This window comes from Zestomonas ipomoeae, from assembly GCF_057128665.1.
Window position 1 is genome coordinate 64415 of the sequence record NZ_JBSKHQ010000008.1, and the last position, 23967, is coordinate 88381.

The following is a 23967-nucleotide window of genomic DNA, read 5'->3' on the forward strand; positions in this document are numbered from 1 at the left end:
GAGAAATCCATGAACACATTCAAGGCATTGCTAGTGAGCGAAGGCGCCGCTGGCGGTTTCGAGAGGAAGGTAATCGAGCGTGATGTCGCCGAGCTGCCCGCTGGCGAGGTCCTGATTCGCGTGCAATATTCCTCGCTGAACTACAAGGATGCGCTGTCGGCCAGCGGCAATCGTGGCGTTACCAAGCGCTACCCGCATACGCCGGGAATCGATGCAGCCGGTGTGGTCAGCGAATCGAGCGTCTCCGAATTCGCAGCCGGCGATGAGGTCATCGTTACTGGCTACGATCTGGGCATGAATACCGCAGGCGGTTTCGGCCAATACATCCGAGTGCCGGCTGCCTGGGTGATCAAGCGCCCCAAGGGCCTGTCCCTGCGCGAAGCCATGGTGCTCGGCACCGCCGGGCTGACCGCGGCGCTGTGCGTCGACAAGCTGGAGCAGGCCGGGCTCACGCCTTCGGCCGGTCCGGTATTGGTCACCGGCGCCACTGGTGGCGTGGGCAGCGTCGCCGTGGCCCTGCTGGCCAGCCTCGGTTATGAAGTGGCGGCGGCTACCGGCAAGGCGGAGCAGGGAGCATTCCTGCAAAAACTCGGCGCCAATCGCATCGTGCCTCGCGAGGAATTGCTGGAGGGCACCGAGAAGCCGCTGCTTAAGGAGCAGTGGGGCGCGGCGGTGGACTGTGTGGGAGGCGACATTCTCTTCAACGTGGTCAAGTCGCTGCGCTACGGCGCCAGTGTGGCCTGTTGCGGTCTGACGGCCGGCACCGCTTTCCAGGCCAATGTGCTGCCGTTCATCCTGCGCGGGGTCAACCTGCTTGGGGTCGATTCGGTGGAACTGCCGCTGGTGGTCAAGGCATCCATGTGGGATCGCCTGTCGCTGCAGTGGAAACTCGGCAACCTGCAGGATCTGGCGCAGGAAATAGGCCTGGACGAGCTGCCCCAGGCGATCGAGCGAATCCTTGCCGGCCGGCAGGTCGGGCGGATGCTGGTGAAGCTGGGCTGATCAACCCAGCTCGGGCAGCAGCAGATCGCGCCACAGCGATTCTTCGAAATGCGGTTTGAAGAAACCGAAGTGGCCGATGCGTTTCGCGCCGACCTGTTGCGGCGCGATGCGCTTGAAGGTTTTCGGCGCCTGCCTGTAGAAGCCGTGCAATGACTCGGTGTTGCGCCTGGACATCATCTCGTCGTCGGTAAACGAGATCGACACGATCGGCGTCGCCACCGCGGCATAGGCCTGGCGGGCATAGGAGCCCTCGGCGCCCACCGCATATTCCGGATCCAGGCACCAGCGCCGCCATTGCTCGATCACGCCCTTGGGCAGGTCGCCGACCATGCCCAGCCGCTTGCCGGGAAAGTAGCCCGCCAGCGGCGTCAGCAGCGGGGTGAGCAGATACCAGAACAACCAGACGTAGCGCCGTAGCTGCACGCTGTTTTCCCGCCAGTAGCCGCTGCCTGTGGCGATGGTCAGGACCTTGCTGATGCGCTCATGCCGCTCGACGAAGGGCAGGATCTGCCCGCCCAGGCTGTGGCCAAGCCAGTACAGTGGCTTGTTCCCGGCTTCGTTGGCTATGGCTCTGAGTGCCGCGCTGCAATCGAAGCGTGCCCAATCGAGGATATCCACCTCCAGCTCCCGTAACGGTCGGCTGCGCGACTGGCCCATGCCCAGGTAATCGAACGTGACGACCAGATAGCCTCGATCCGCCAGCCACTGGGCGAGCGGGGCGTAGTAGCGCTGCGGGACTCCCATGGCCGGCACGATCAGGACTGCCGAGTGGGCCTCCCCGGAGGGGCGGAACCAGGATGAGTGCAGGGTGTGGCCATTGCCGTTATCGATGGAGAGGACTTCAGGTTGGGTCATGATGCTCTGCTCGCTGTAAAGGGACTCGGCGGGCCAGTGCGGCTACGCCTGGCTGACGTACATGGTGATCTCGGCACGGAACACGGGCTTGTCGCCTACATACGCCATCACTGGCACTTTGATGTCTCCAGTCTGGCTCCAATCCAGTGCGGCGCCATCGGCCACGGCGCGGACGTCTCCGTCGGCCTTGGCCAGGTATTCCACGGCCATGCTGCGGGGAATCCACCGGCAGCCCTTGGCAATGGACGCATCGGTCATGGCACCGGCCGCCAGTTCGGCAGCGTTGCACAGGGCAATGGCATGCACGGTGCCGATATGGTTGAGCACCTCGCGACGCTTGGCGAAGGAAACCTCTGCATAGCCGGGCCGCAGTTCGACCATCTGCGGGGCAATGCTGGCGAAGTAGGGGGCGAATTGACCGATCATGGCGCTGAACTGGGTGGCGCCGACCTGGTTGAACATTTGCAGCATCTGACTCATGGGGAAGATTCCTGGCAGTGAGGGTTGAGCAAGCGTGCGCACCGGGCCAGTATACGAATGTTAGAAATTAATTCTAGAGAATTATTCTAGGTCGCATCGGGCATCGCGATCACGTCGTTCCTGCCAGTCAACGCCGGAACACGCGCTTCGCCAAGCTCGCCCTGCGCCGGGTTGCGTCGGTGCTTGTTCGGGGCAGCGAGACCCGGCAGACTTGCTCGCCGCGCAAGCCAGGTGTGCTTCCGTCACCGCTCACAAGGACGCCCCATGGGCCGTAATTCCCGCAAGCAAGAGATACTCCAGGCCGCATTGGCCTGCATTACCGAGGTGGGCGTGGATGCCACGACCATCGAAATGATCCGCGACCGCTCCGGCGCCAGCATCGGCAGCCTGTATCACCACTTCGGCAATAAGGAGCGCATCATCGGTGCGCTCTACCTGGCCGGAACCGCGGACTATGCCGAGCTGCTGGAGCGTGGATTCGCCGAGGCGAAGACGGCCGAGGCCTGTATCAGGCTGATGGTGACCAGCTATGTCGACTGGGTGGTGGCCCACCCGGATTGGGCACGCTTCATCCTGCACAGCCGCGGCCGGGTCGAGGCCAGCGAGCTGGGTGAGCAATTGCGCACTGCCAACCGCGAGCACTTCCGCCGACTGCTCGAGGTGCTGCGGGAATATCGCGAGGCAGGTGTGTTCAAGGCGATGCCCAACGATTGCTTCGCGTCTATCGTGATCGGACCGACCCAGGAGTTTGCCCGCAACTGGCTCGCGGGACGCACCCAGACCCATCTGGCCGACTGCCGGGACCTGTTGGCGCAGGTGGCGTGGGACAGCGTGCGGGCGCAGTGAGCTTCGCGCCGTTGAACCACCATGGGGCAGGGCGGCGGCCCAGCAGCTAGCACTGTCGCTGGCAGCGGGAATGCCAATATAAGAAAGCCCCGCGGTGCAGGGCTTTCGCTTCCAGGTCTACTGGCTCAGGCCGGGCGGCGGCGGAACAGCGGCAGCGGCTGGTCGGTGGCGGCCTGGTAGGTCTCGGAGAAGTCCTTCAGGCTTTCCAGCGCCTCATAGGGGTCGCGGTCGGCGCGAATGGCGTAGGCGTCGAAGCCACAGCGCTGCATGAAGAACAGCTGGTCGCGCAGTACGTCGCCGATGGCGCGCACTTCACCCTTGTAGCCGTAGCGCTCGCGCAGCAGGCGCGCACTGGAGAAGTGGCGGCCGTCGGTGAATACCGGGAAGTTCAGCGCGATGACCTGGAAGTACTGGAGGTCGTCGGCGATCTCTTCGACTTCCTCGTCGCTGTCCAGCCACACACCGAGGCCGCCATCGCGGGCTTTCAGCGCGTGGGCGTGGTCGCGCCACAAGGCCAGCGGCACGATCAGGTCGTCGCTGTTGGAGAGGCCATCGAGGGTTTCGTCCTTGGGTAGCAGGTGCCAGGTTTCGTCGACCACCTGGCCGTTCTTAATGATTCGCTGCATAGACGCGCTCCTTGAAGGGGGCGATGCCGATGCGGCGGAAGGTGTCGATAAACTGTTCATCTTCTGCGCGTTTCTCCACGTAAACGGCGATGACCTTTTCGATCACGTCGGGCATTGCATCCTGGGCGAAGGCTGGGCCGAGAATCTGGCCGATGCTGGCATCGCGACCGGCGCTGCCGCCGATGGATACCTGGTAGAACTCCTCGCCACGCTTGTCCACGCCAAGAATGCCGATGTGGCCGACGTGATGGTGGCCGCAGGCGTTCATGCAGCCGGAAATGTTCAGGTCCACTTCGCCGATATCGAACAGGTAGTCGAGATCATCGAAGCGGCGCTGGATGGCCTCCGCGATCGGAATCGACTTGGCATTGGCCAGGGAACAGAAATCGCCGCCGGGGCAGCAGATGATGTCGGTCAGCAGGCCGACGTTCGGCGTGGCGAAACCCAGTTCGCGCAGTTCCCCCCAGAGCGCGAACAGCTGTGCCTGCTCGACGTCGGCGAGAATGATGTTCTGCTCGTGGGAATTGCGCACTTCGCCGAAGCTGTAGCGGTCGGCGAGGTCGGCGATGGCATCGAGCTGCTTGTCGGTGACATCTCCCGGCGCGGTGCCGGTGGGTTTGAGCGACAGGGTGACCGCCGCATAGCCGGGCTTCTTGTGGGCGACCACGTTGCGCGCGCGCCAGCGGGCGAAGCCAGGGTGCTCGGCGTCCAGCTGGGCCAGGGCGCCGTCCTGGTCCTCCAGCGCCTTGTAGGCCGGGTCGACGAAGAAGCGAGCGACGCGCTGGACTTCCGCTTCGGTCAAGGTGGTCGGGCCATCCTTCAGGTGTGCCCATTCGGCGTTGACGCGCTCGGCGAAGACTTCCGGCGTCAGTGCCTTGACCAGGATCTTGATGCGCGCCTTGAACTTGTTGTCGCGGCGGCCATAGCGGTTGTACACGCGCAGGATGGCATCGAGGTAGCTCAGCAGGTGCTGCCAGGGCAGGAACTCGTTGATGAAGCTGCCGACGATCGGGGTACGGCCCAGGCCGCCGCCGACGGAAACGCGGAAGCCCAGTTCGTCGCGCTCGTTGCGTACTGCTTCGAGGCCGATGTCATGCACTTCGATGGCTGCGCGGTCGCTGACGGCGCCGTTGACGGCGATCTTGAACTTGCGCGGCAGGTGGGCGAACTCGGGATGGAAGGTCGACCACTGGCGGATGATCTCGCACCAGGGGCGCGGATCGACCAACTCGTCGCGGGCGACGCCGGCGAACTGGTCGGTGGTGGTGTTGCGAATGCAGTTGCCGCTGGTCTGGATCGCATGCATCTGCACGGTCGCCAGCTCGGCGAGGATGTCCGGCACGTCTTCCAGCTCCGGCCAGTTGAACTGCACGTTCTGGCGGGTACTGATATGGGCGTAGCCCTTGTCGTAGTCGCGGGCGATCTGCGCCAGCTTGCGCAGTTGGGTAGAAGCGAGCAGGCCGTAGGGCACGGCAATGCGCAGCATGGGTGCGTAACGCTGGATATACAGGCCGTTCTGCAGGCGCAGCGGGCGGAATTCTTCGCCCGTCAACTCGCCGGCCAGATAACGGCGGGTCTGATCGCGGAACTGCTTGACGCGGTCCTCGACGATCCGTTGATCGTACTCGTCGTATACGTACATAAATGTCCTGTCGTCAGGCTGCTTACAGCTTTATCTGCGCGCACGGCCGCGCACCCCTACGGAGTCGGGGGAAGATACCAGCTCATGGTTATGCGCAAAAGTGATGTTTGAGTATATGGTAAGAACGTTAAAGCCTAAGCAAACGGCAATGCATAACTCCCGGCTTGAGGGAGCGGCGGGCTTGGTCTTAACTGCTCAAGGACGTGCAACTCATAACCACAACAACAGGGGAAGCCATGAACGATCAGATCGAGCCGGACAACCGAGACAGCGTGGTCGATGCCTTTGCCATTCTGGCGTTGATCGTGTTGGTGGTGTCGACCGCGGTATTCTGGGTCAGCCAGCAGTAGCCACTATTCACGCCGAACGCCGGAGCGGTTACCCACCGCCTCCGGCGTTCCTGCGTCTACAGCCCGGATAAATGCAGGACCAGCTTGACCACGCCGAAGATCGTCAGCACGAACAGCCCGGTGAACAGTACACCGAGAATGACGAAATGGCTGGGTTTGCCGCGAGAGAAGTCCCGCGCGCGGTTCTTTCCGCTCTGCACGCCAAGGGCGGCGGCCAGCACGCTTTGCAGCATTTCCCCGAAGCTCAGTGGTTGGTCCTGATGGTCATTGTCGCGTTCTTCACTCATGGGTGCCTCCTGTAAGCCACCCTGAGCCTAGCTGCTCTTGGGCTAAAGCTCGATGTGAATCCAGCCGCGCTTCTGCCACATGAAGGCGAAAATAGCCGATGCCAGCCCACGCTGCAGGATCTGCAGGCTCCAGATCGCCAGCAAGCCATAGCCCAGCACCGGGCCGATCAGGTACGCCAGCGGCAAGAAGAACAGCCACTGATTGCCCAGGCTTACCGCCATCACCGTGCGGTTGGCCCCGGCACCGAGCAAGGCCTGGGTGAGCACCAGGGCGGTGGCGTCGATGACCATGCCCAGGCCGGTCAGGCGCAGGGGCCAGGTACCTAGTTCGAGCAGGTGCGGATCGCTGACGAACAGCCGCAGGATCAGGTCGGGAAACAGCCAGAACGGCGTGCCCAGCAGCGCCAGGCCCAGCGCTGCCACCTTGACCACGTCCCAACCCCAGCGATGCGCGGCGGCGAAGTCCCTCTCGCCCATGCTCTGGCTGACGAGGGTGGTGGCGGCCATGCCCAGGCCGATGCCGGGCAGGATCAGGAACAGCGCCAGGTTGATCAGCACATGGGCCACCGCCAGTTCGGCGGTACCGATCTGGCCGATGATCCAGAACAGCGTGGTGATGCCGGTGGCGAAGAAGAACTGCTGCAACGAGTTGGGCAGCGACAGGCGGAGCAGCACGCGCAGGTCGATTTCCTTCGGGCGACGACTGAGAAAACCCTGGTCGCGGGCGCTGCGCCAGGTCTGCATGGCGTAAATCAGCGAGCCCAGGTACAGCGCGATGCTGGTGCCCAGTCCGGAACCTGGCGCACCCATCGCCGGCAGGCCGAACAGACCGTGGATCAGGCTGTAGCTGATGCCGACGTTGGCCAGGTGCATGACCACCAGGGTGCGCATGTATACCCCGGAACGGTGGCTGCCGTTCCAGTAACCGCGAAAGGAGAAATTCAGCCCGACGGCGAAGATCGCCAGGGTGCGCCACTCGAAGTAATCGATGCCGATGCGAAGTACTTCTGGATCGTCGGACAGCACTCCAATGATGGCGGCGGCCTGCCACCAGCAGAACAGCGTCAGTGGCAGGGCCAGGCCGAGGGCGATCAGCAGGCCCGCGTTGAGCGGCGCTGCCAGTTCCGCGACGCGGCCTTCGCCGCGCCGGCGTGCCACCAGGGCTTGCACCCCGGCGCCGAGGCCCATCACCAGGGCGATGGCCATGAAGTTGGCATAGCTGCCGATGCCGACGCCGGCAAGGGATTTTTCCCCCAGGTGGCCAACCATGGCTGCGTCGATCAGGTTCAGCAGGCTTTGGCTTAGCATGCCGCCGATGATCGGCAGGCCGAGGGTGAGGATGTGCTTGAGTCGCTGTCGTTCGAACATCAAAACGGACCGGCAGTGAAGGAGTGGCGATCAGGTCGCACCGGGCTATTGGGCTCGACGAAAATGCCGGCGCCCGCTGCCGCCGGTACAGCGGGCCGGCCATCTTACCAGCCGGCAGGCGCTTCGTGCGGCTGCCATTCAAGGCTCGCTTGAACTTGGCATGGACGGCGCGTAAGGTGGCGCCCGGTCCAGCCCTGGCGGCTGGCGAATGGAGAGCGCGGTGCCCGGATCAAGGTCCGGGGTAAATGGGAATCCAGTCCAAGCTGGAGCTGCCCCCGCAACGGTGAGTCGATTGTCGACCAAGCCCGACACCAGCCCGCTCTCCCAAGGACAGTCGCGGTGGGCGGCTTGCCCGGCATTCCGTTGCCAGCCGCGTCCTGCGGCTGGCCTGCCGTGCTGTCTGCCACTCGCCCCATTAACTGGAGAGGGCATGACAGCTCGTATCGCGCGCGTCACGCTGTTGGTACTGCTGGCGCTGGCGCCGTCCCTGACCCGGGCGGCGCAGATCAACGCCATCGTTTCGCAATACAGTGCCGCGGAATTCGCTGCGGCCGCCGCGCTGTTTCAGCGGCAGCATCCGCAGCAGCGCATCAGTGCGCGCACATCGGAACAGCTCAACGAACTGGACGACCGTGCCCTGGCCGAGTGGCTCGGCACTGCCCAGGTGGTGTTCGGCGCGGGTGTCTTCGGTAGCGAGGTGGAGCGCCTGCGACCGCTGCTGGCGGGCGCGCCAACGGCCGACCTGTTCATTCTGCACAGCGACCATGACCTGGTGCGTCTGAGCCGTGGCCATGGACAGCCACTGTTCGCTTCCCGTGAGCAGGCCGAGCGTCTCGGGGCGCAGAAGCCGGATGGCGATCTGGGCGAGTGGTTGCAGCGCCAGCGCACTCGCTATCCGCAGCAGGCCGACTGGCTCGATGCGCGTGGCTACTGGCTGGCGGGCGGGGTGGAGAACATGGCCGCCTTGCTCGGCTGGCTGGCGGCGCGGGCAGATGCCTCGGTGACGGTTGCGCCGCCGCAAGCGCGGGCGAGCCTGCGCTTCTATCAGGATGGGCAGGTCCGCCAGGCCGACCAGTTGCAGTGGCAGGGGGACGCGTTGGTGGCCGTCGTCGACCATGGGCGTGCCGACCGGGCCGGCGACCAAACCCTGAACGACGCACTGTGCCAGGCCTTGCAGGGAGCCGGGCTGGCGTGTGTCAGCCTGTTCGCCGACTGGGGGAAGGGCTCGCTGGAGGCGGTGCGCTGGCTGCAGCAGGCCGAGCATCCGCCCCTGGCGGCGGTCGTCGTGCTGCAGGACTTCGTGATCGGCGGTGGCGAGCACCGCGAGCAGGTGACCAACCTGCTGGGCCAGTTGGACGTGCCTGTGCTCAAGGGCGTGCGCCTGGAAGATCGCAGCGAAGTCGCCTGGCAACTCTCCAGCGACGGACTGCCGCGGGACAAGGTGCACTACCAGATCGCCATGCCGGAGCTGCAGGGCACCAGCCAGGCCATGGTGCTGTCGGCCTGGCGTGATCAGCAGAGCGATCCGGTGACCGGCATACGCTTCGCCATCGGCGAGCCTTTGGCGGCCCAGGTAGCGGCGATGACCGCGCGCATCCAACGCTGGCAGCGCCTGCAGCGCATGGCCAATGCCGACAAACGGGTGGCGCTGATCTACTACAACCATCCGCCGGGTCGCCACAACATCGGCGCCGATAATCTCGATGTGCCGCAGTCGCTGTTCGAAATCCTCCAGCGCCTGCGGGCTGAAGGCTATGACACCGGGCCGTTGCCGGAATCGCCCACCGCGCTGCTCGAGCTGTTGCAGGCGCGCGGGGTGAACCTGCCGGAACAGGGCGACGCCCTGGCCGAAATGAGCCGTAAGGTGCAAACCATGGATGGGGCGGCTTACCGCGCATGGTTCAAGACACTGCCGGCGGCCTTGCAGGCGGAAATGGTCCAGGGCCCGCTCGGCTATTGGAATGCGCAGTTGCGGCGCGCTTTGCACGCCTCGCAGATCGAGGTCGCGGCGGACATCTTGGCCAACGGTTCCAGTGAGTTGCACCACGTGCTGGATGGCGTCGTGCATCCGGCGCGGGCACGTGCCCTCGACCTGCTGGCGCAACTGGAGGCGCTCTACCGGCGTGCCCTGGCGCAGCCCGGCGAAGCCGACTGGGCGCAGGCGCAGCAACTGGTGGCCGCCCTGGCGGCCACCGGCATCGAGGGGCTGCGCGGCTGGGGCGAGGGACCGGGCTATGTGATGGTGCACGATGGCAAGCTGGTGCTGCCGGGCATTCGCTTCGGCAACATATTCGTCGGCCCGCAGCCGCCACGTGGCTGGGAGGTGGATGAGGAGCTGCTGCATGCCAATCTGGTATTCCCTCCACCGCACCAGTACCTGGCGTTCTACCACTGGCTGCGCGACGACTTCAAAGCCGATGCGCTGGTCCACCTGGGGCGCCATTCCACCTATGAATTCCTGCCGCGGCGGCGGGTCGGCCTTACCGACGAGGACTACTCCACCCAGGTGCTCGGCGACCTGCCGAGCATCTACCCGTACATCGTCGATGGCGTCGGCGAGGGTATCCAGGCCAAGCGCCGCGGCATGGCGGTGATGATCGACCACCTGACCCCACCACTGGTGGCGACGCCGCTGTACGACGACCTGCTCAAGCTGCGGCAGTTGGTCGAGAGCTTCGAGAGCGGCGCCGGACAGGGCGAAGGGCCGGCGCGGCGCGCGACCATTGCCGAGATCAAGCGGCTGGTGGGCAGCAGCGGCCTGGAACCCGAGCTGCGTGAATCGATGGCCGAGCCGCTGGCCGCCCGGGGCATCGATTTCGAGCAGGTGGACGACGATCTGCTGGTGCACGAAGTCGGCCACTACCTGACCAACATCCAGGAACGCTTCATGCCCATGGGGCTGCACGTGTTCGGCAAGCCCTGGCAACGGGACGCGGTGGACACGCTGTTGCAGTCGATGGGCGACGATCGGCACCGGCAGGCGCTGGTGGATTCACCGGCCGCCGAGATGACCGCCTTGCTGCATGCCCTCGAGGGCGGTTTCGTTGCCCCCGGCAAGGGCAACGATCCGATTCGCACGCCCGAGGCCTTGCCCACCGGGCGCAACTTCCATGCGCTGGACAGCAGTCTGCTGCCGAGCCGCATCGGTTGGAGCATCGGTCGCGAGATGGCGGCCCAGGCGCGGCAACGGCCCATGGCGGCCGACGGCCGTGAGGCAATGGTGCTGTGGGCCTCCGATACGGTGCGTGACGAGGGGGCGATGATCGCCTTCGGTCTCGACCTGCTGGGTGTCGAACCGCAATGGAACAGCCGCGGCATCGTCCAGGGCATCGCGCGGCGTCCGCTGGCCGCCGGCGAGCAGCGCCGCGACCTGCTGTTCACCACCTCCGGCTTGTTCCGCGATCTGTATGCCGATCAGCTGGCACTGCTGGAGCGCGCCGTGCTGCTCTCGCTGGATGGCGCCAGCGCAACCATTCGTCGCGACTTTCCGGCGTTGCGCCCGGCGCTCGCGGCTGCCCTGACGCCGCTCGGTGCGCAGACTGCGGGCGGCACGGAAAGCCTCGAGGTCAATCGGGTCGCCGCTCACTGGGTGGAAGACGCGGCCCGTCGCCTGAGCGCCGGCATAGCGCCGGAGCAGGCGGGCGAGTTGTCCGCCCTGCGCCTGTTCGGCGTCGCACCCGGCGCCTACGGTGCCGGCATCAATAATCTGGTGGAGCGCTCCGGCAGTTGGCAGCAGCGTAGCGAGCTGGGAGATGCCTATGTGCGACGCATGGGCCATGCTTACGGCTTGCGCAACCAAGGCCGCGCGGTTCAGGCGGTGTTCGCCGAAAACCTCAAGCAGGTGCGGCGCACTTACCTCGGCCGCTCCAGCAACCTCTACGGGTTGCTGGATAACAACGATGCCTTCGACTACCTCGGCGGCCTGAGCCTGGCGGTCGAGCAACTCGCCGGGCAGCCGCCGGAAAGTTTCGTCAGCTGGCACAACGATCCTACCCGGGTGCGCCTGGAGCCGCTGCAGCAGGCGCTGCTGTCCGAGTTGCGCGGGCGCTTCCTCAATCCTGCGTGGATCAAGGCGCTGATGGAGCACGACTACGCCGGCGCACGCACGATGGGCAGCGAATTCCTCGAATACCTGTGGGGTTGGCAGGTGACCAACCCGGACATCATCAAGGACAGCGCCTGGGAAGAGGTGAAGGCCGTGTACGTCGACGATCGCTACGAGATCGGTCTGGATCGCTTCCTCGAGCAGGGGCAGAACGTTCACGTGAAGAGCAACATGCTGGCGATCATGCTGGTCGCCATTCAAAAGGACTTCTGGAAGGCCGACCAGGCCACCACCCGTCAGCTCGGCGAAGCCTTCGCCCGCCTGGTGATCGAGCACGGCTTGCCGGGCAGCGGCCATACCCGGTCGGATCACCCGATGTTCCAGTGGTTGCTGCCGCAACTGCCGGAAGAGCTGCGCAGTGCTCTGCAGCAACGCTTGCAGGCTGCGCAAATCCAGGCCGCGCCGAACCCCGTGGCCAGCAGCATCAGTGAAATCCAGGCGCCGACGACGGCCCCCGAGCCGACTACCGGCACCGACGAGGGCGTGGCGCAGGCACTGAGCGATCATCTGTGGCTGGTCCTGCTGATGCTTGGCGGGCTGCTGTCCCTGGGTGTCTGGCGCGGCCGTGGCCCATCCATTAGAGGAGACCTTGAGCATGTTCGATAGCGCGCTTTTCAGCGGGCTGCACCAGTTGGTCGGCTGGTTGCTGCAGCCGGTCACCTTGGGGCTCTTTGCCCTGTTGGCCCTGGCGATCTGGGATAGCGGTGTGGCTGTCGGCGAACGTTTCGGCGGGTTGCGGCGCTGGAGCCGGCTACCGCTCGACGAAATCGAGCGCCGTGCCCGCGGTCGACTGGATCGCTCCGACCTGATCGCCCGCGTCGGGCCGATGCTGGGGCTGATGGGAACCCTGATACCCCTGGGCCCTGGCCTGGCGGCGCTGGGCGAAGGCAATGTGCAGATCCTCAGCGTAGCCATGCGCGTGGCGTTCGACACCACCGTGCTCGGCCTGCTGGCCGGCGTGGTCGGCTTCGCCCTGGGGCGCTTGCGCCGGCGCTGGTACGACGAGCTGCTGGATCGTCTGGAGACCGAATCAGCGGAGGAACCGGGCGATGGCTCGACGCTGGCGCTCTAGCCGTTTCGCCGCAGGCGACGACGATCCCCTCGGCCCCCTGGCCAACATGGTGGACGTGGTGCTGGTGTTCGCCTGTGGCCTGGTCGCCGCGCTGGTGGCGAAGACCGACCTGCTGGAGCAACTCAAGGTCCAGCAGGAGCCGGTGAGCGTAGAGCAGGGGCGGGAGCTGCCGAGCCTGCCGGCAAGCCTGCAGGGGCGCAACGGCGAGGGGTTGGAGAGCGTCGGCCAGGTCTATCGCGATCCGCAGACGGGCAAGCTGATCCTGATCGGCGAGTGACGTCAGCCCTGGGGCGAGAGGCCGCCTCCGTCGATGCTCGTTTCCCACGGCCTGCGTTGCAGACTCCGCCGACGCTTGTCCATAAGGGTGATGCGCATCACAAGTGATCCTTGCGATGAGGCGTCGACGACATTAAGGTGACGCCCCCTTGGAATGCTGTCGTAAAGCCAGCCCCAGGCACGGCCCTGCCGCGCACGTTTCATCAGGAAGGGACGTCGCCGTCCCCACAGCATCGGATGCGAAATCGTGAAGCCTTGTATCCCCGCCAGAACACGCGCTGCCCAGACCAGGGCGTGCATCCCCGCCCGACCCTCTGTCGTCGGTTGGTGCCGCCCCGTCCGTGTCCGGACATGAGCTGAATCACCCTTACTTCGCACGAGTCTGCCCATGGGAATCATCAATTCACTGCTTCAGGTGCTTGCACAGGTTTTCGTGCGCGTCGGCTGGGGCGGCCTGTTGCTGGCGATTGCTGGCCACGCGGCGATCACCTTCATCGTCCTGGGGCTCGCCAACGAGCAGCACCTGCTCGCGCCGGACACGTTCGTCTACTGGTACGTCACCACGGCATCCACCGTGGGATATGGCGACCTGTCCCCGCAGACCAGCATCGGCCGGTTGTTCGTGGCCTTCTGGGTCATGCTCGGCGGCATCGCCCTGATGACCACCGTCATCGGCAAGGTCACCAACAGCGTCATCGATCTATGGAGACTCAAGTTGAAAGGCAAAGGCAACTTCACCGATCACCGCGACCACACCGTAGTGGTGGGCTGGAACGGCGAGCAGAGCGAGCGCATCGTCGAGCTGCTGCTGCAGGACGACACCTCCAATGACGACCGCATCGTGCTCTGCGACGACGTGCTGGCGGAGAACCCGATGCCTGACCGCATCAGCTTCGTGCGCGGCGAGTCGCTCTCTTCCGAGGCGCTGCTCACCCGCGCCGGAGTGGTCGGCGCCGAGCGGGTTCTGGTGATGGGCAAGAGCGACGACCAGACCCTGGCAGCGGTGCTCACGCTCAACCGGCTGTCGCCCAGCGGCCATGTGGTCGCCCACTTCGACTCCTCGGAAACCGCCCAGCTGGCTCGCGCCTATGCCCCGCGCCTGGAGTGCACCAGCAACCTGGCGATCGAGATGCTGGTTCGCTCGTCCCAGGACCCGGGCTCGTCCCGCGTGATCAATGAATTGCTGATGCTCGGCGAAGGAGCCACCCAGTACAGCCTGCGGCTGGGGGCCAGCTTTTCCGCGAGCTACGACGAGCTGCTGATCCGCCTGAAGAAGATGCACAGGGCTACCCTGATCGGCTTCCGCCCGGCGGGCTCGGAAAACGTGCATATCAATCCCGAGGGCGATGTCGCCGTCGAAGGCGGCGCGGAGATTTTCTACATCGCCAGCAAGCGCCTGGCCGACGAGGTGCTGGCATGAGCCGGCTGCGCGAATTCCTGGGCTTGAAGGCCCCGAGGGCCAAGGGCGATGCGGTGGAGAAGGAGCGTCCTTGCGGCTTGCAGCGCGGGCGCATGGTCGATTTCGACTCGAGCCTGGCGATGCTGCTGGCGTCTGAGACGGCGGTCAAGGTGCCGGCGGCCGAAAGCGTGTTCAGCGAAGGCAGTATCGACCTTGGTGCCAGCAACTACCTGAGCCGCTTCTATCTGGCCGACAACGACACCTGGATACAGGTCCACACTACCGGTAGCCCGGCTGGCCAGGTGGAGTCGGTGATTCTGTTCAACTACCTGGAGTGCCAGACACTGCATTCCGAGGCCGAGCTGGCGCGGCTGGCCGGCCCGCAAAGCCCGATCGGGCTGCCGCAATACCTGCATGAAGGCGTCGCCTACCAGCGCCAATGGGGCACCGAGCCCGGGCAGACCGAACTGGTGCCCTACGAGGAAACGGTGACTTCCCCCGAAGGCACCTACCGGGTCATGCACCACGCCATGCTCTATGCCCGCGAGATCGCCCTCGGCGATCGACGCGAGTTCCTGCTGTTCGCCGTCGAGGAAGACGAAGAGGGCTGCATCAGCCTCAGCACCTCGCTGGGCGTCAGCCTGTCGACCGCCGATTTCACCACGTTGTAGCTACAAGGAGTCGTAAATGCTCGATGCAATCAAGATGTCCCTCGATCCCCAGGCGCTGCTGGCCTTTGCGCTCTATCTGCTGGGCGCGGTGGTGATATTCAGTGTGTTCGCGCTGATCTACACCCGTGTCACGCCGCACAAGGAGTTCCAGCTGATCCGTGACGGCAATCCGGCCGCCGCCATCGCGCTGGGTGGCGCACTGATCGGTTTTGCCTTGCCGTTGAGCAGCGTGATCGAGCACTCCTCGTTCCTGCTGGACTTCGTGGTCTGGGCGGTGATCGCGGCGGTGGTCCAGTTGCTCACGTTCTTCGTCATCTCCATCACCGTCAGGGGCCTGCACCAGCGCATCCAGAACGGCGAAATCGCGGCGTCGGTATTCATGGCGTCCGTGGCCATCTCCATGGGGCTGATCAACGCAGCCTGCATGACCCCGGCGTGAGGATCGACCCATGAAAAGATCCCGCAAGGTACAGCTGGCGCTGGTTTCGTCGGTGCCGATCGTCCTGACCGCCTGCAACGGCAGCTCCACCCGCACGATCAGCGAATCCCGATCCTACGAGAGCGTGCAGACCTGCGTCGACGCGAAGGTGCCGGCGGATATCTGTGCCGACAGCTATATGGCGGCGCTGGCCGAGCACAAGCGCGTTGCGCCGGTCTATGGCTCGCGTGGCGACTGCGAGGCCGATTTCCTGAAGGACTATTGTGCGGAAACCTCCGAGGGCAAATGGATGCCCCGGCTGGGCGGTTTCCAGATCACCTCCAATTATCAGGAGAAGATCAATCCGGACGGCAGCTCGGGGGGCATCTACGGTGCCGATCGGGTTCATCACCATTCGAGCGACAACTTCCTGACCGGCTTGCTGATCGGACAGGCGATGGGCGGCAACCGTTACTACAGCGAGCCGATCTACACCTACCGCGACAGCCGCGGCAGCTATGCCAAGTCGACTTTGTCCAAGCAGATTTCCGCCGGCAAGCACTTCCAGAAATCGGAACAGGTGCGCAGCGGCATGTCCTACGCCACCAGCGGCAGCAACAGCGCCTTGCGCCGTAGCAGCACCCTGAGCTCCCGGGCGACATCGGTCGGCTCCAGCACCAGCCGCGGCGGCTTCGGTTCGCAAAGTTCGGCTCGTTCCGGCTGGGGCGGCTTCGGTGGCTGAGTCCGCAACATGAAGCGCATCAGCACGCCCGAGCGGGTCAACTGGAAAGCCACCGCCGAAGCGCTGGGCTTTCACTTCCATACCATCGACGGTGAGCGCTACTGGGACGAGTCGGCGTACTACCAGTTCACGCTCAGGCAGATCGAGCAGGACCTGGAGGAGCCGACGCGAGAACTGCATCAGATGTGCCTGGATATGGTCGATCTGGTGGTGCGTTCCGAAGCCTTGCTCAAGCAACTGGCGATTCCGGAGGCGTACTTCGACCTGGTGCGCACCTCGTGGCTGGAGGGGCATCCGCACCTGTATGGGCGCATGGACTTCGCCTATGCCGGGGATGGCCCGGCCAAGCTGCTGGAACTCAACTACGACACGCCGACCAGTCTCTACGAGAGTTCGGCGTTCCAGTGGATCTGGCTGGAACAGCAGCAGGCTTCGGGGGCGCTGCCGCAGGCGGCGGACCAGTACAACTCGATAGACGAGAAGCTGGCCCAGGTTTTCGCCGAGCTGCGTCGGGACGGTCTCGACGGGCCCTTGTATTTCTCTTCGGTGAAAGGGCATCTGGAAGATCGCGCCACCACCGACTTCCTGCGTGACATCGCCCACCAGCAAGGCATCGTCACCGGGCATATCGATATCGAGGACATCGGTCTGCGCGACGGCCGCATGGTGGACCTGCAAGACCGCTGGATACCGCACCTGTTCAAGCTGTATCCCTGGGAGTTCATGTTCCAGGAGGATTTCGGCAAGGCGCTGCCCTGCTGCGATACGCAGTTCCTCGAGCCCGCCTGGAAGGCGATCCTCAGCAACAAGGGCATCCTGCCGTTGCTGTGGGAGAAGCACAATGGTCATCCCAATCTGTTGCCCAGCTTCTTCGATAGCGACCCGCGCCAGGCTCTGACGCCCGGTTGGGTGCGCAAGCCGTTCTTTTCCCGCGAGGGTTCTAATATCGAGCTGGTGGCCAACGATGGCGAATGCCTGAAGGTGGATGGCCCCTATACCGATGCGCCCTATGTGCGCCAGGCCTTCAACCCGCTGCCGCGCTTTGCGGACAGCTACACCATGATCGGCAGTTGGGTGATTGGCGATGCGCCGGCGGGAATCGGCATTCGCGAGGACGACAGTCTGATCACCAAGGACAGCAGCCGCTTCCTGCCGCACATCATCCTCGATTGAGAACGCAGTGGGCGGATGCCCGCCACTGCGTTCCTCGCTGCCTCGGTCTACTCGGTCGTGCCGCCGAGCTGCCGTGCGTAGGTTTTCCATTGCTCGGTGTGGAAGGCGCCGGGTGCGTCCCAGCGGGCGTGGCTCTGTGCCATTTGCAAGGCCTCTTCCTTGCTGGCGGCCAGCTCCAGCACTTCCTTCGGGGCGCTGTCGCCCATGCCGATCAGCACGCTGCGCGACCCACCGTTGCCGCGGCTGCTGATGGATTGCGGCGGCTCGGCGAAATACACATCGACATGGGCGTCGAGCCAGCGCGAGGTGCCGAGCAAAACGGGATCGCGTTCCGCGACGTTGCCGTACACGGCAGTCACCTGGAGCAGCGGGCTGGCGCCGGCCACGTTGTAGACGTAATGACGGCGCAGGCTGGGCATCTCCGGCGTGAACTGCTCGATCAGCTGGCCGTTGGCGGTGCGTGCGCTGACCAGTGGATGTTCGCCGAACTGAACGTCCACATCGCTCGCCGAAAAGGGCGGCACGGTCACTCGGTTGCCGCCGACCTCCACGACCACGGCAGTGCCGAGGCCGTTGTAGACCGAGACGGTGGTGAACACGCCGGTGAGACTGCCGAAACCGAGCACGGCACCGACGATACTGCCTGCCACCAGCAGACGGGCAAGGGTGGCCGCCGTGCCATCGGCGATCTGGAAGCGGTCCCACAAGCCGAGCTTCTTCTGGCGCTTGCGCTCGCGCCCCGGTAGCAGCACCGGATAGTGAGTCGGAAGGGTGGACGGCGCAGGCGCCGTGCCCGGCTGCTCGCCCTCGCGCACCTGGCGGGCCAGTTCCGTCTCGGTATGCAGGAGCTGCTCGAGCGTTGCCGAGCCCAAGGCGGCCAACGAGCTGGCGAGGGCGTTCACCCAGCCATCGATTACCTGCATCCACTCGTTGATGTTGCCATTGGTGGCGGCCGGCAAGGTGAAGTCACCCAGCGCGGCGGCCCAGGAGTCCAGCTCAAGGCGAGCGCGTAGCGTCGTATCGAGCACCAGGTCGGTCTTTTGCTCGTAGATGCCCTGCAGCACCCGGTGCAACATGTTGGCGGTGTTCAACAGGCGCTTGAGTTCGCGGGCGCTGACCTTGCCGTCGGCAGTCACCACGGCGGTGACATTGCTGAGCAAGCCCTGGGCGTCGCGCAGGTCGGCGAGGGTGTGCTCGGCATAGTGCAGTACGCCGATCAGGCAGATCATGAAGCGATCCCAGCCCTGTCCCACGCGGGTCGCCGCAGCCAGGTGAGTGCTGCGGCACTGCCGGTCGTGGTCGAGAATGCGCTCGCGCACCCTGTCGGCCTCGGCGCCGACCTGCTCGATCAGGCGCGGCAGGTCACGGCGAGAAACGGCATTGCCGCGGAACATGATGCTGCCGCCGGAGGCCTTGTAGTGCTTGTCGCGCAGCGCCTCCAGCATGCCTTTCTCTTCTTCGAGCTCACGCAGCTGGTTGAGGTCCTGGCTCAGCGACGCGGGGTAGAGCGCAGCCAGCGCGTTCTGCAGATCGCCCAGCGAGGCATCGAGCGAATACAGCTCGTGATGCTGCTCGGCATGACGGGTCAGCGAGCGGCCGAGATAGCTGCCGTGGTAGTGCGGCGCGTACTGCAGCATGTCGTAGCGCGCGTCCAGTGCCTGCATGGACTGCTCCAGCGGCACGGCCTGCAGCTCGGCATCGGCGAACAGCGACTGAGTCAACCGCAGGCGCAGGGCTTCGGCATCCTGGAACAACACCCAGGCGCTGCGGGCATCGTGGGGCGCGGGCAGGTAGGTGCGCTTGGCGTTTTCTTCCCGGTCGCTGTTGGCCGGGTGAGTGGACCACATCTGCGGCGGCTGCGCGAAGCTGGTGCTGAAGACGCGGTGCTGGTCCGGCGACGCGGCGACGCAGATGGGAACCGCGCCATAGATTGGGTCGTTGAGGATCTGTTTCACGCGCTCGATGATGCGGCTCTGCACGGCGAACAGGTCCTGCACGGAACGGCCCTGCTGGTATTCGGCATTGGCGAATGACAGTGCGCGGTCCCAGGCTTCGTCGGCGGCCTGCAGCTTGTGCAGGGCATGCACCAGTTCATCGCTGCCGGTCAGGGAGACGGCCACCAGGTCGGCCTGGAATTCCATTTGCCGCGATAGCGCACGCTGCGCCAGCACTACCAGGCGGAACACCGTATCGAGCAGGGAGCGGATCGACCAGACGATCAGCGAAAGCAGCCAGCCCAGCCAGGCGACGCGCAGGTCGATACCCGAGAGGAACTTGAGGAAAGAGTCCAGCGCATCGCGTTTGGCAACCACGTGCGCGGCGATCTGCTGGGCAATGTAGACCCAACTGCCGATGGCCATCGAGCGCTGGGCGAAGTGACCGAACTCGTGGGCCAGCACGGCCTTGAACTCGCTCAGGGTGAGCACGTTCACCAGTGAGAGACCGATTTCCAGGTTCTTGCGAGACGGGAAGATCAGGTTGAGGATCGACAGGTCGTAGAACACCGCCGCATTCACTCGGGCCGACACGTAGACCCGATGGGGGCGCGGCGCTCCGGCCTCGTCGGCCAGCTGGTTGAGGAAGGCGAACAGCCTAGGCTGTTCCTCTGCCTTGATTTCCACATGGTCCGGCGTGCCGCCACGTTGGACGAAAAACAGTGCCTTGAACATGAACACGGCCAGGAAGGCCGCGCAGCACCCCACGGCGATATCCAGCAGTGACGCATCGCCGCCGGCCATGACCGGGTTGATCAAACGCCAGGCGGTCCAGCCGAACCAGCCGGCGAGTGCGAAATAGAGTGTGACGAACAGGGCGAGACTGGCGACCGCCAGCCAGGCTTGGCGCTTGTAGGCAGCGGTGGGGCGGGTCAGTTGGGCGGGCACAGCTAAGGGGCCGGCGGGGTAAAGATCATCCATTACCATTCCTCGTCGTGGAGCGTGTCGTTGGTTGTTTTCGTGTGGGCACGGGCGTCTTGGCGCCCTTGGGGGATTTGTTTCGAGAAGTTTCAGCTACTTTGTTGGCAGAATCTAGCTGAACTTATGTGCGGCGGCGAAGTCGTGATCGGCTTGGCGTTCCTTGCCAGGTTCAACCGTCGATCTGTGCCAGTGCCTGCTCAATGGTCGCCGTCTCGCGCGGCCTCACCAGCCGGGCGACTTCCCGGCCCTGTTCGAGAAAGATCAGGGTCGGCCACAAGGTGACACGGAAAGAACGGCCCAAGGGGCGGCCCTTGCCGTCCTCGATCTTCAAATGGCGCAGCCGAGGGTGCTTGGCGAACGCCTCGCGGAGCAGCGGTTGTGCTGCCTGGCAATGCCCGCACCAGCCGGTGCCGAATTCCAGTACCGTGGGTTCGGTGAAGGCGTCCACCTGCTTTCTGCTCGGCTCGCGCCGCTCATAGTCGGTTGCCATGCCCATGGGTTCTCCCGTACTCGTGCCTGGGTTGGTTCATTGGAGGGCGGAGCGCGCGGTCGGGTTTCCGCTGTTCGACGAGTCGGGCAGGCGCAAGTGCAAGAGGATCGGCAGGTGATCCGAGCCGAGATCGGCGCCTTGCTCCCGGGCCTCCAGCCGCCATTCGGCCGATGCCAGGACGTGGTCGATGGGAACCCCAACCAGTCCCAGCCCCAGCGCCGGCCAGGTCGGGCGCAGGCCGCTGGCGCGCCGCCAACCCCGTTCGGCCAGGCCGGAAAACGCGTGCGACCACGGGCTGGCGTTGAAGTCGCCCAGCACTAGGCCGGGCTGCTTGCTGTCGGCGACCAGCCCGCGTAGCTGGCTTTCGAGACGCTTCTGCAAAGCGGGCGACAGCGGTGGCATCGGGTGGAGCGCGATGACCTGAACGTTGCGCCCGGCAACGCTCAACACTGCCTGGAGGGATGGGATGCCGCTTGCGTCCCGCTGGACGGTTGGGTTCTCCAGGGGCCAGCGGGACAGCATGGCGATGCCGAATGGCGAATCATCGGCCAGCACCACGCGATAGGGATAGCCCCCGATCCGGGACAGCGCCGCGGCCATGCCGGGCGAGACTTCCAGCAACACCAGCAGGTCCGGCCCTTTCCGCTTCAGCCAGCGCTCCAGGGGCGCTACGTCGCTATTGCCGACGTGCAGATTGGCGCTGGCCACGCTGAAGCGGTGGCCCTGGCTGCTCCCGGGCAGGGCCGGCGCCGCGCTGATCAGGGGCAAGGGCGCAGCCAGCAACAACCAGAGCCAGCGCCGATCCGCCCCTGCGCCGATCACTGCGACCAGCGCCAGGCCGGCCAGATATACCCACTGCCAATGGCTGGCCAGATCGAGCAACCAGAGGGCACGGCCGGTGCCGTCGCCGACGTTCTGGGTCAGCCAGGGAGTCAGCAGCCCGAGCAGGCAAGGTAGGGCGAGGAGTTTCAGGTGGCGAGTCGGTTTCATGAGCTGCAGCCTAGGGCCATCAGACGGCTCGTGCCGCCAGGAATCGCTGCCTCAGCCCCTCGGGTGCAGGCGCCGGGTATTCACCACGTCGACGGCTCGAGCTCGCAACTGGCCGCACCCGCCGTCGATGTCCTGGCCCGCCGAGTTGCGTACCTTGGTCAGGATGCCGCGGCTGTGCAGGTAGCGAACCATGTGCACGATGCGCTCGCCCGTCGGGCGTTGGTATTCGTCGACTTCCAGGCTGTTGTAGGGGATCAGGTTGAGCACCGCGTACTTGCCCTTGAGCAGGCGCAGAATGCCGTCCATTTCCTCCTGGCTGTCGTTGATACCGGCGAGCAGGGTCCACTGGTACTGGATCGGGAAGCCCACCTGCCGGGCATAGGTCTCGCCCAACTCGACCAGTTCCTCGGGGTCTATACGCGGTGCGCGCGGCAGTAAGTGCTGGCGAAGCGCGGCGTCGGTGGTATGCAGCGATAGAGCGAGGGCGGGCTTGACCCGCTCTTGTGGCAGGCGCTCGAACACCCGCATGTCGCCGACCGTGGAGAACACCAGGTTCTTGTGGCCAATGCCGCCGTCGGTGCCGAGCAGATCGATGGCTTCCAACACGTTGTCGAGGTTGTGTGCCGGCTCGCCCATGCCCATGAACACGACTTTCTTCACTGGGCGAAAGCGCCGGGCGAGGGCAACCTGGGCGACGATCTCGGCGCTGCCGAGCTGGCGCAGCAGGCCGCTCTTGCCGGTCATGCAGAACACGCAGCCCACCGCGCAACCGACCTGGCTCGATACGCACAAGCCGTCGCGGGGCAACAGCACGCTCTCCACCATCTGCTTGTCGGCCAACTCCACCAGCAGACGCGCCGAGCCGTCGGCGGCGGGGTGCTCCGAACGCAACCTGGCCAGCCCGGCGATTTCCTCGCTCAACGCCGGCAAGCCCTCGCGCACGCTGAGCGGCAGGAAGTCCTGGGCCTGTTGCTGGCGGCGGCCGATATCCAGCGGCAAGCCCTTCAGCCAGGCACGGGTCATGCGCCCGATATGCCGCTCTTTGGCACCGAGGTCGATCAGGCGTTGGTGGAAGTCATGGATGCGCATGGGGCGCGCATGCTACCACTGGCCGAGGCGGGCGCGTAGAGCGGCTGGTCTGGCTCTGCTGCTTGCTGCGCCAGTTGTAGGGCTGGGAAGCACGGAGGCCGAGTTGTTCGGCAGCCTTATTGACTTCGATTCGTTCGGCCAAGGCCCGTGCCTCGTTCTTGTAGGCTTGGGAATGGTGGGTGCGGGTTCATGTCTACGCTCCGCGCTTCGCCAATTTTTCGACGTTCTGGGTCAGGCAGTTCAGGCATTCTTCAGCGTCTCGCGGTGTACGTGGGAAATGGGATGAGCACGGCGTACTTCGGTGCTATCGTGCGCGCCCTGCTGAACCTGCGCTGCGGAGCAGTCAATGAAGTTCATACACCAGCGCGAGCATCTGAACGAAGGCGATCTGGTCGTCATCGAGTGCTCGCAGACCTGCAATATCCGGCTGATGACCGATGCAAACTTTCGCAGTTTCAAGAATGGCGGTCGGCATAGCTACCACGGTGGCGCGTTCGACAAGTTTCCGGTACGCATCACGGTGCCCAGTACTGGTTTCTGGAATGTCACCATCGACACCGTCACCCGTCGCGCTATCAGTGTGACGCGCAAGCCTAACCTCAAGCATTCCATCAAGTTCGTCCGGCGCTCGGGCTCCCGTCCAAGTTGATGCGCTTGACCCCGTGCAGGCTGGAGAGGCCGGCCGAGCCGGAGTTGCGCTGAATCACGCTGAACGAGCCGTCGGTTTCCAGCACTACCGCTTCGGCGTCTTCCAACGTCCCCAGGCCATGGGAGCGCACAGCCGCGAGTACCTCGGCCTCGGTAACCCGCGCCCGCAGCAGCGCCTCGGGTAGCAGGGTGCCCCGGTAGAGCAGCATCAGCGGCTCGCCGGTGACCAAACGGCGAACCCAGGGGACCCGCACGCTGGTCCAGGTGACGGCGTACTGCATGGCGATAAGCAAAGCGAAGGCCAGGCAACCCTGGGCAAGGCTCACGTCCTTGGCGAGCAGCACGGTGGCCAGCGTGGAGCCCAGGGAGACGGTCACCACCAGGTCGAAGGCGTTCATCTTGGAGAGCGTGCGGCGTCCGGAAATGCGCAGGAGGAATACCAGGCTGACGTAGGCCAACAGGCCGATCACCAAGGTGCGCAGCAGCGCCGTAGCGTTATCGAAGAAAAAGGACTCCATGCAAA

General features: G+C 64.9%; 22 protein-coding genes, 1 pseudogene and 1 riboswitch. Of the genes and pseudogenes, 11 read left to right on the forward strand and 12 right to left on the reverse strand.

What is annotated here, in order from left to right:
• The first annotated feature begins 9 nt into the window (after positions 1-9).
• Complete coding sequence (locus ACWKV7_RS11125; RefSeq protein WP_483857730.1) at positions 10-1002, forward strand: YhdH/YhfP family quinone oxidoreductase; 993 nt, start codon at positions 10-12, stop codon at positions 1000-1002.
• Here the strand turns inward: ACWKV7_RS11125 and ACWKV7_RS11130 are convergent, their stop codons facing one another.
• Both ACWKV7_RS11130 and ACWKV7_RS11135 read right to left on the reverse strand, forming a co-directional pair.
• Positions 1003-1857: an alpha/beta hydrolase family protein gene (locus ACWKV7_RS11130; protein ID WP_483857731.1), complete on the reverse strand. Its 855-nt coding sequence runs from the start codon at positions 1855-1857 to the stop codon at positions 1003-1005.
• Positions 1858-1899: 42 nt separating this feature from the next.
• A complete protein-coding gene (locus tag ACWKV7_RS11135) occupies positions 1900-2337 on the reverse strand; it encodes a hotdog fold domain-containing protein (protein WP_483857732.1) in 438 nt (145 codons plus the stop codon).
• A 264-nt stretch (positions 2338-2601) separates the two neighbouring features.
• On the opposite strand from ACWKV7_RS11135, the gene ACWKV7_RS11140 reads away from it, so the two are divergent.
• A complete protein-coding gene (locus tag ACWKV7_RS11140) occupies positions 2602-3183 on the forward strand; it encodes a TetR/AcrR family transcriptional regulator (RefSeq protein ID WP_483857733.1) in 582 nt (193 codons plus the stop codon).
• Positions 3184-3308: 125 nt separating this feature from the next.
• Here ACWKV7_RS11140 and ACWKV7_RS11145 read toward each other — a convergent pair whose 3' ends face one another.
• From ACWKV7_RS11145 to ACWKV7_RS11160, 4 genes are all read right to left on the reverse strand, one after another.
• Positions 3309-3809, reverse strand: a complete 501-nt coding sequence (locus tag ACWKV7_RS11145; protein WP_483857734.1) for a DUF934 domain-containing protein — start codon at positions 3807-3809, stop codon at positions 3309-3311.
• Positions 3793-5451, reverse strand: coding sequence for a nitrite/sulfite reductase (locus tag ACWKV7_RS11150; protein WP_483857735.1), 1659 nt, complete (start codon positions 5449-5451; stop codon positions 3793-3795). Before ACWKV7_RS11150 ends, ACWKV7_RS11145 begins: the two co-directional genes overlap by 17 nt.
• Positions 5452-5857: 406 nt before the next feature.
• Entirely contained in the window at positions 5858-6088 is a 231-nt protein-coding gene (locus tag ACWKV7_RS11155) for a DUF2970 domain-containing protein (protein WP_483857736.1), read from the reverse strand.
• 42 nt (positions 6089-6130) lie between these two features.
• Entirely contained in the window at positions 6131-7456 is a 1326-nt protein-coding gene (locus ACWKV7_RS11160) for an MATE family efflux transporter (protein ID WP_483857737.1), read from the reverse strand.
• 200 nt (positions 7457-7656) lie between these two features.
• Positions 7657-7790: riboswitch (cobalamin riboswitch) on the forward strand.
• A 96-nt stretch (positions 7791-7886) separates the two neighbouring features.
• Here ACWKV7_RS11160 and ACWKV7_RS11165 point away from each other — a divergent pair.
• From ACWKV7_RS11165 to ACWKV7_RS11200, 8 genes are all read left to right on the forward strand, one after another.
• A complete protein-coding gene (locus ACWKV7_RS11165; protein WP_483857738.1) occupies positions 7887-12167 on the forward strand; it encodes a cobaltochelatase subunit CobN in 4281 nt (1426 codons plus the stop codon).
• Complete coding sequence (locus ACWKV7_RS11170) at positions 12157-12633, forward strand: MotA/TolQ/ExbB proton channel family protein (RefSeq protein ID WP_483857739.1); 477 nt, start codon at positions 12157-12159, stop codon at positions 12631-12633. Before ACWKV7_RS11165 ends, ACWKV7_RS11170 begins: the two co-directional genes overlap by 11 nt.
• Positions 12611-12910, forward strand: a complete 300-nt coding sequence (locus ACWKV7_RS11175) for a DUF2149 domain-containing protein (protein ID WP_483857740.1) — start codon at positions 12611-12613, stop codon at positions 12908-12910. Before ACWKV7_RS11170 ends, ACWKV7_RS11175 begins: the two co-directional genes overlap by 23 nt.
• Positions 12911-13297: 387 nt before the next feature.
• A complete protein-coding gene (locus tag ACWKV7_RS11180) occupies positions 13298-14329 on the forward strand; it encodes a potassium channel family protein (protein ID WP_483857741.1) in 1032 nt (343 codons plus the stop codon).
• Positions 14326-14979, forward strand: a complete 654-nt coding sequence (locus ACWKV7_RS11185; protein ID WP_483857742.1) for a DUF2491 family protein — start codon at positions 14326-14328, stop codon at positions 14977-14979. Before ACWKV7_RS11180 ends, ACWKV7_RS11185 begins: the two co-directional genes overlap by 4 nt.
• A 16-nt stretch (positions 14980-14995) precedes the next feature.
• On the forward strand, positions 14996-15418 hold the full coding sequence (locus ACWKV7_RS11190) for a DUF350 domain-containing protein (RefSeq protein ID WP_483857743.1): 423 nt from the start codon (positions 14996-14998) through the stop codon (positions 15416-15418).
• A 10-nt stretch (positions 15419-15428) separates the two neighbouring features.
• Positions 15429-16139: a DUF1190 domain-containing protein gene (locus ACWKV7_RS11195; RefSeq protein WP_483857744.1), complete on the forward strand. Its 711-nt coding sequence runs from the start codon at positions 15429-15431 to the stop codon at positions 16137-16139.
• Positions 16140-16148: 9 nt separating this feature from the next.
• Positions 16149-17312 carry a glutathionylspermidine synthase family protein gene (locus tag ACWKV7_RS11200; protein WP_483857745.1) on the forward strand — a complete coding sequence of 388 codons (1164 nt, stop codon included), beginning with the start codon at positions 16149-16151 and terminating at the stop codon, positions 17310-17312.
• Between the two features lie 47 nt (positions 17313-17359).
• Here the strand turns inward: ACWKV7_RS11200 and ACWKV7_RS11205 are convergent, their stop codons facing one another.
• The 5 genes and pseudogenes from ACWKV7_RS11205 to ACWKV7_RS11225 form a co-directional block, all read right to left on the reverse strand.
• Positions 17360-20227: a M48 family metallopeptidase gene (locus tag ACWKV7_RS11205; RefSeq protein WP_483857746.1), complete on the reverse strand. Its 2868-nt coding sequence runs from the start codon at positions 20225-20227 to the stop codon at positions 17360-17362.
• 169 nt (positions 20228-20396) lie between these two features.
• Positions 20397-20723 carry a thioredoxin family protein gene (locus ACWKV7_RS11210; RefSeq protein WP_483857747.1) on the reverse strand — a complete coding sequence of 109 codons (327 nt, stop codon included), beginning with the start codon at positions 20721-20723 and terminating at the stop codon, positions 20397-20399.
• A 30-nt stretch (positions 20724-20753) separates the two neighbouring features.
• Positions 20754-21707 carry an endonuclease/exonuclease/phosphatase family protein gene (locus tag ACWKV7_RS11215; protein WP_483857748.1) on the reverse strand — a complete coding sequence of 318 codons (954 nt, stop codon included), beginning with the start codon at positions 21705-21707 and terminating at the stop codon, positions 20754-20756.
• 51 nt (positions 21708-21758) lie between these two features.
• Positions 21759-22796: an RNA methyltransferase gene (locus ACWKV7_RS11220; protein WP_483857749.1), complete on the reverse strand. Its 1038-nt coding sequence runs from the start codon at positions 22794-22796 to the stop codon at positions 21759-21761.
• Between the two features lie 43 nt (positions 22797-22839).
• Positions 22840-22983 (reverse strand): annotated as a pseudogene (locus tag ACWKV7_RS11225) (IS3 family transposase); the annotation flags it as partial.
• 159 nt (positions 22984-23142) lie between these two features.
• Here ACWKV7_RS11225 and ACWKV7_RS11230 point away from each other — a divergent pair.
• Positions 23143-23445 carry a DUF1883 domain-containing protein gene (locus ACWKV7_RS11230; protein WP_483857750.1) on the forward strand — a complete coding sequence of 101 codons (303 nt, stop codon included), beginning with the start codon at positions 23143-23145 and terminating at the stop codon, positions 23443-23445.
• Here the strand turns inward: ACWKV7_RS11230 and ACWKV7_RS11235 are convergent.
• Positions 23408-23962 carry a DUF421 domain-containing protein gene (locus ACWKV7_RS11235; protein WP_483857751.1) on the reverse strand — a complete coding sequence of 185 codons (555 nt, stop codon included), beginning with the start codon at positions 23960-23962 and terminating at the stop codon, positions 23408-23410. The genes ACWKV7_RS11230 and ACWKV7_RS11235 overlap by 38 nt on opposite strands.
• Positions 23963-23967: the final 5 nt, after the last annotated feature.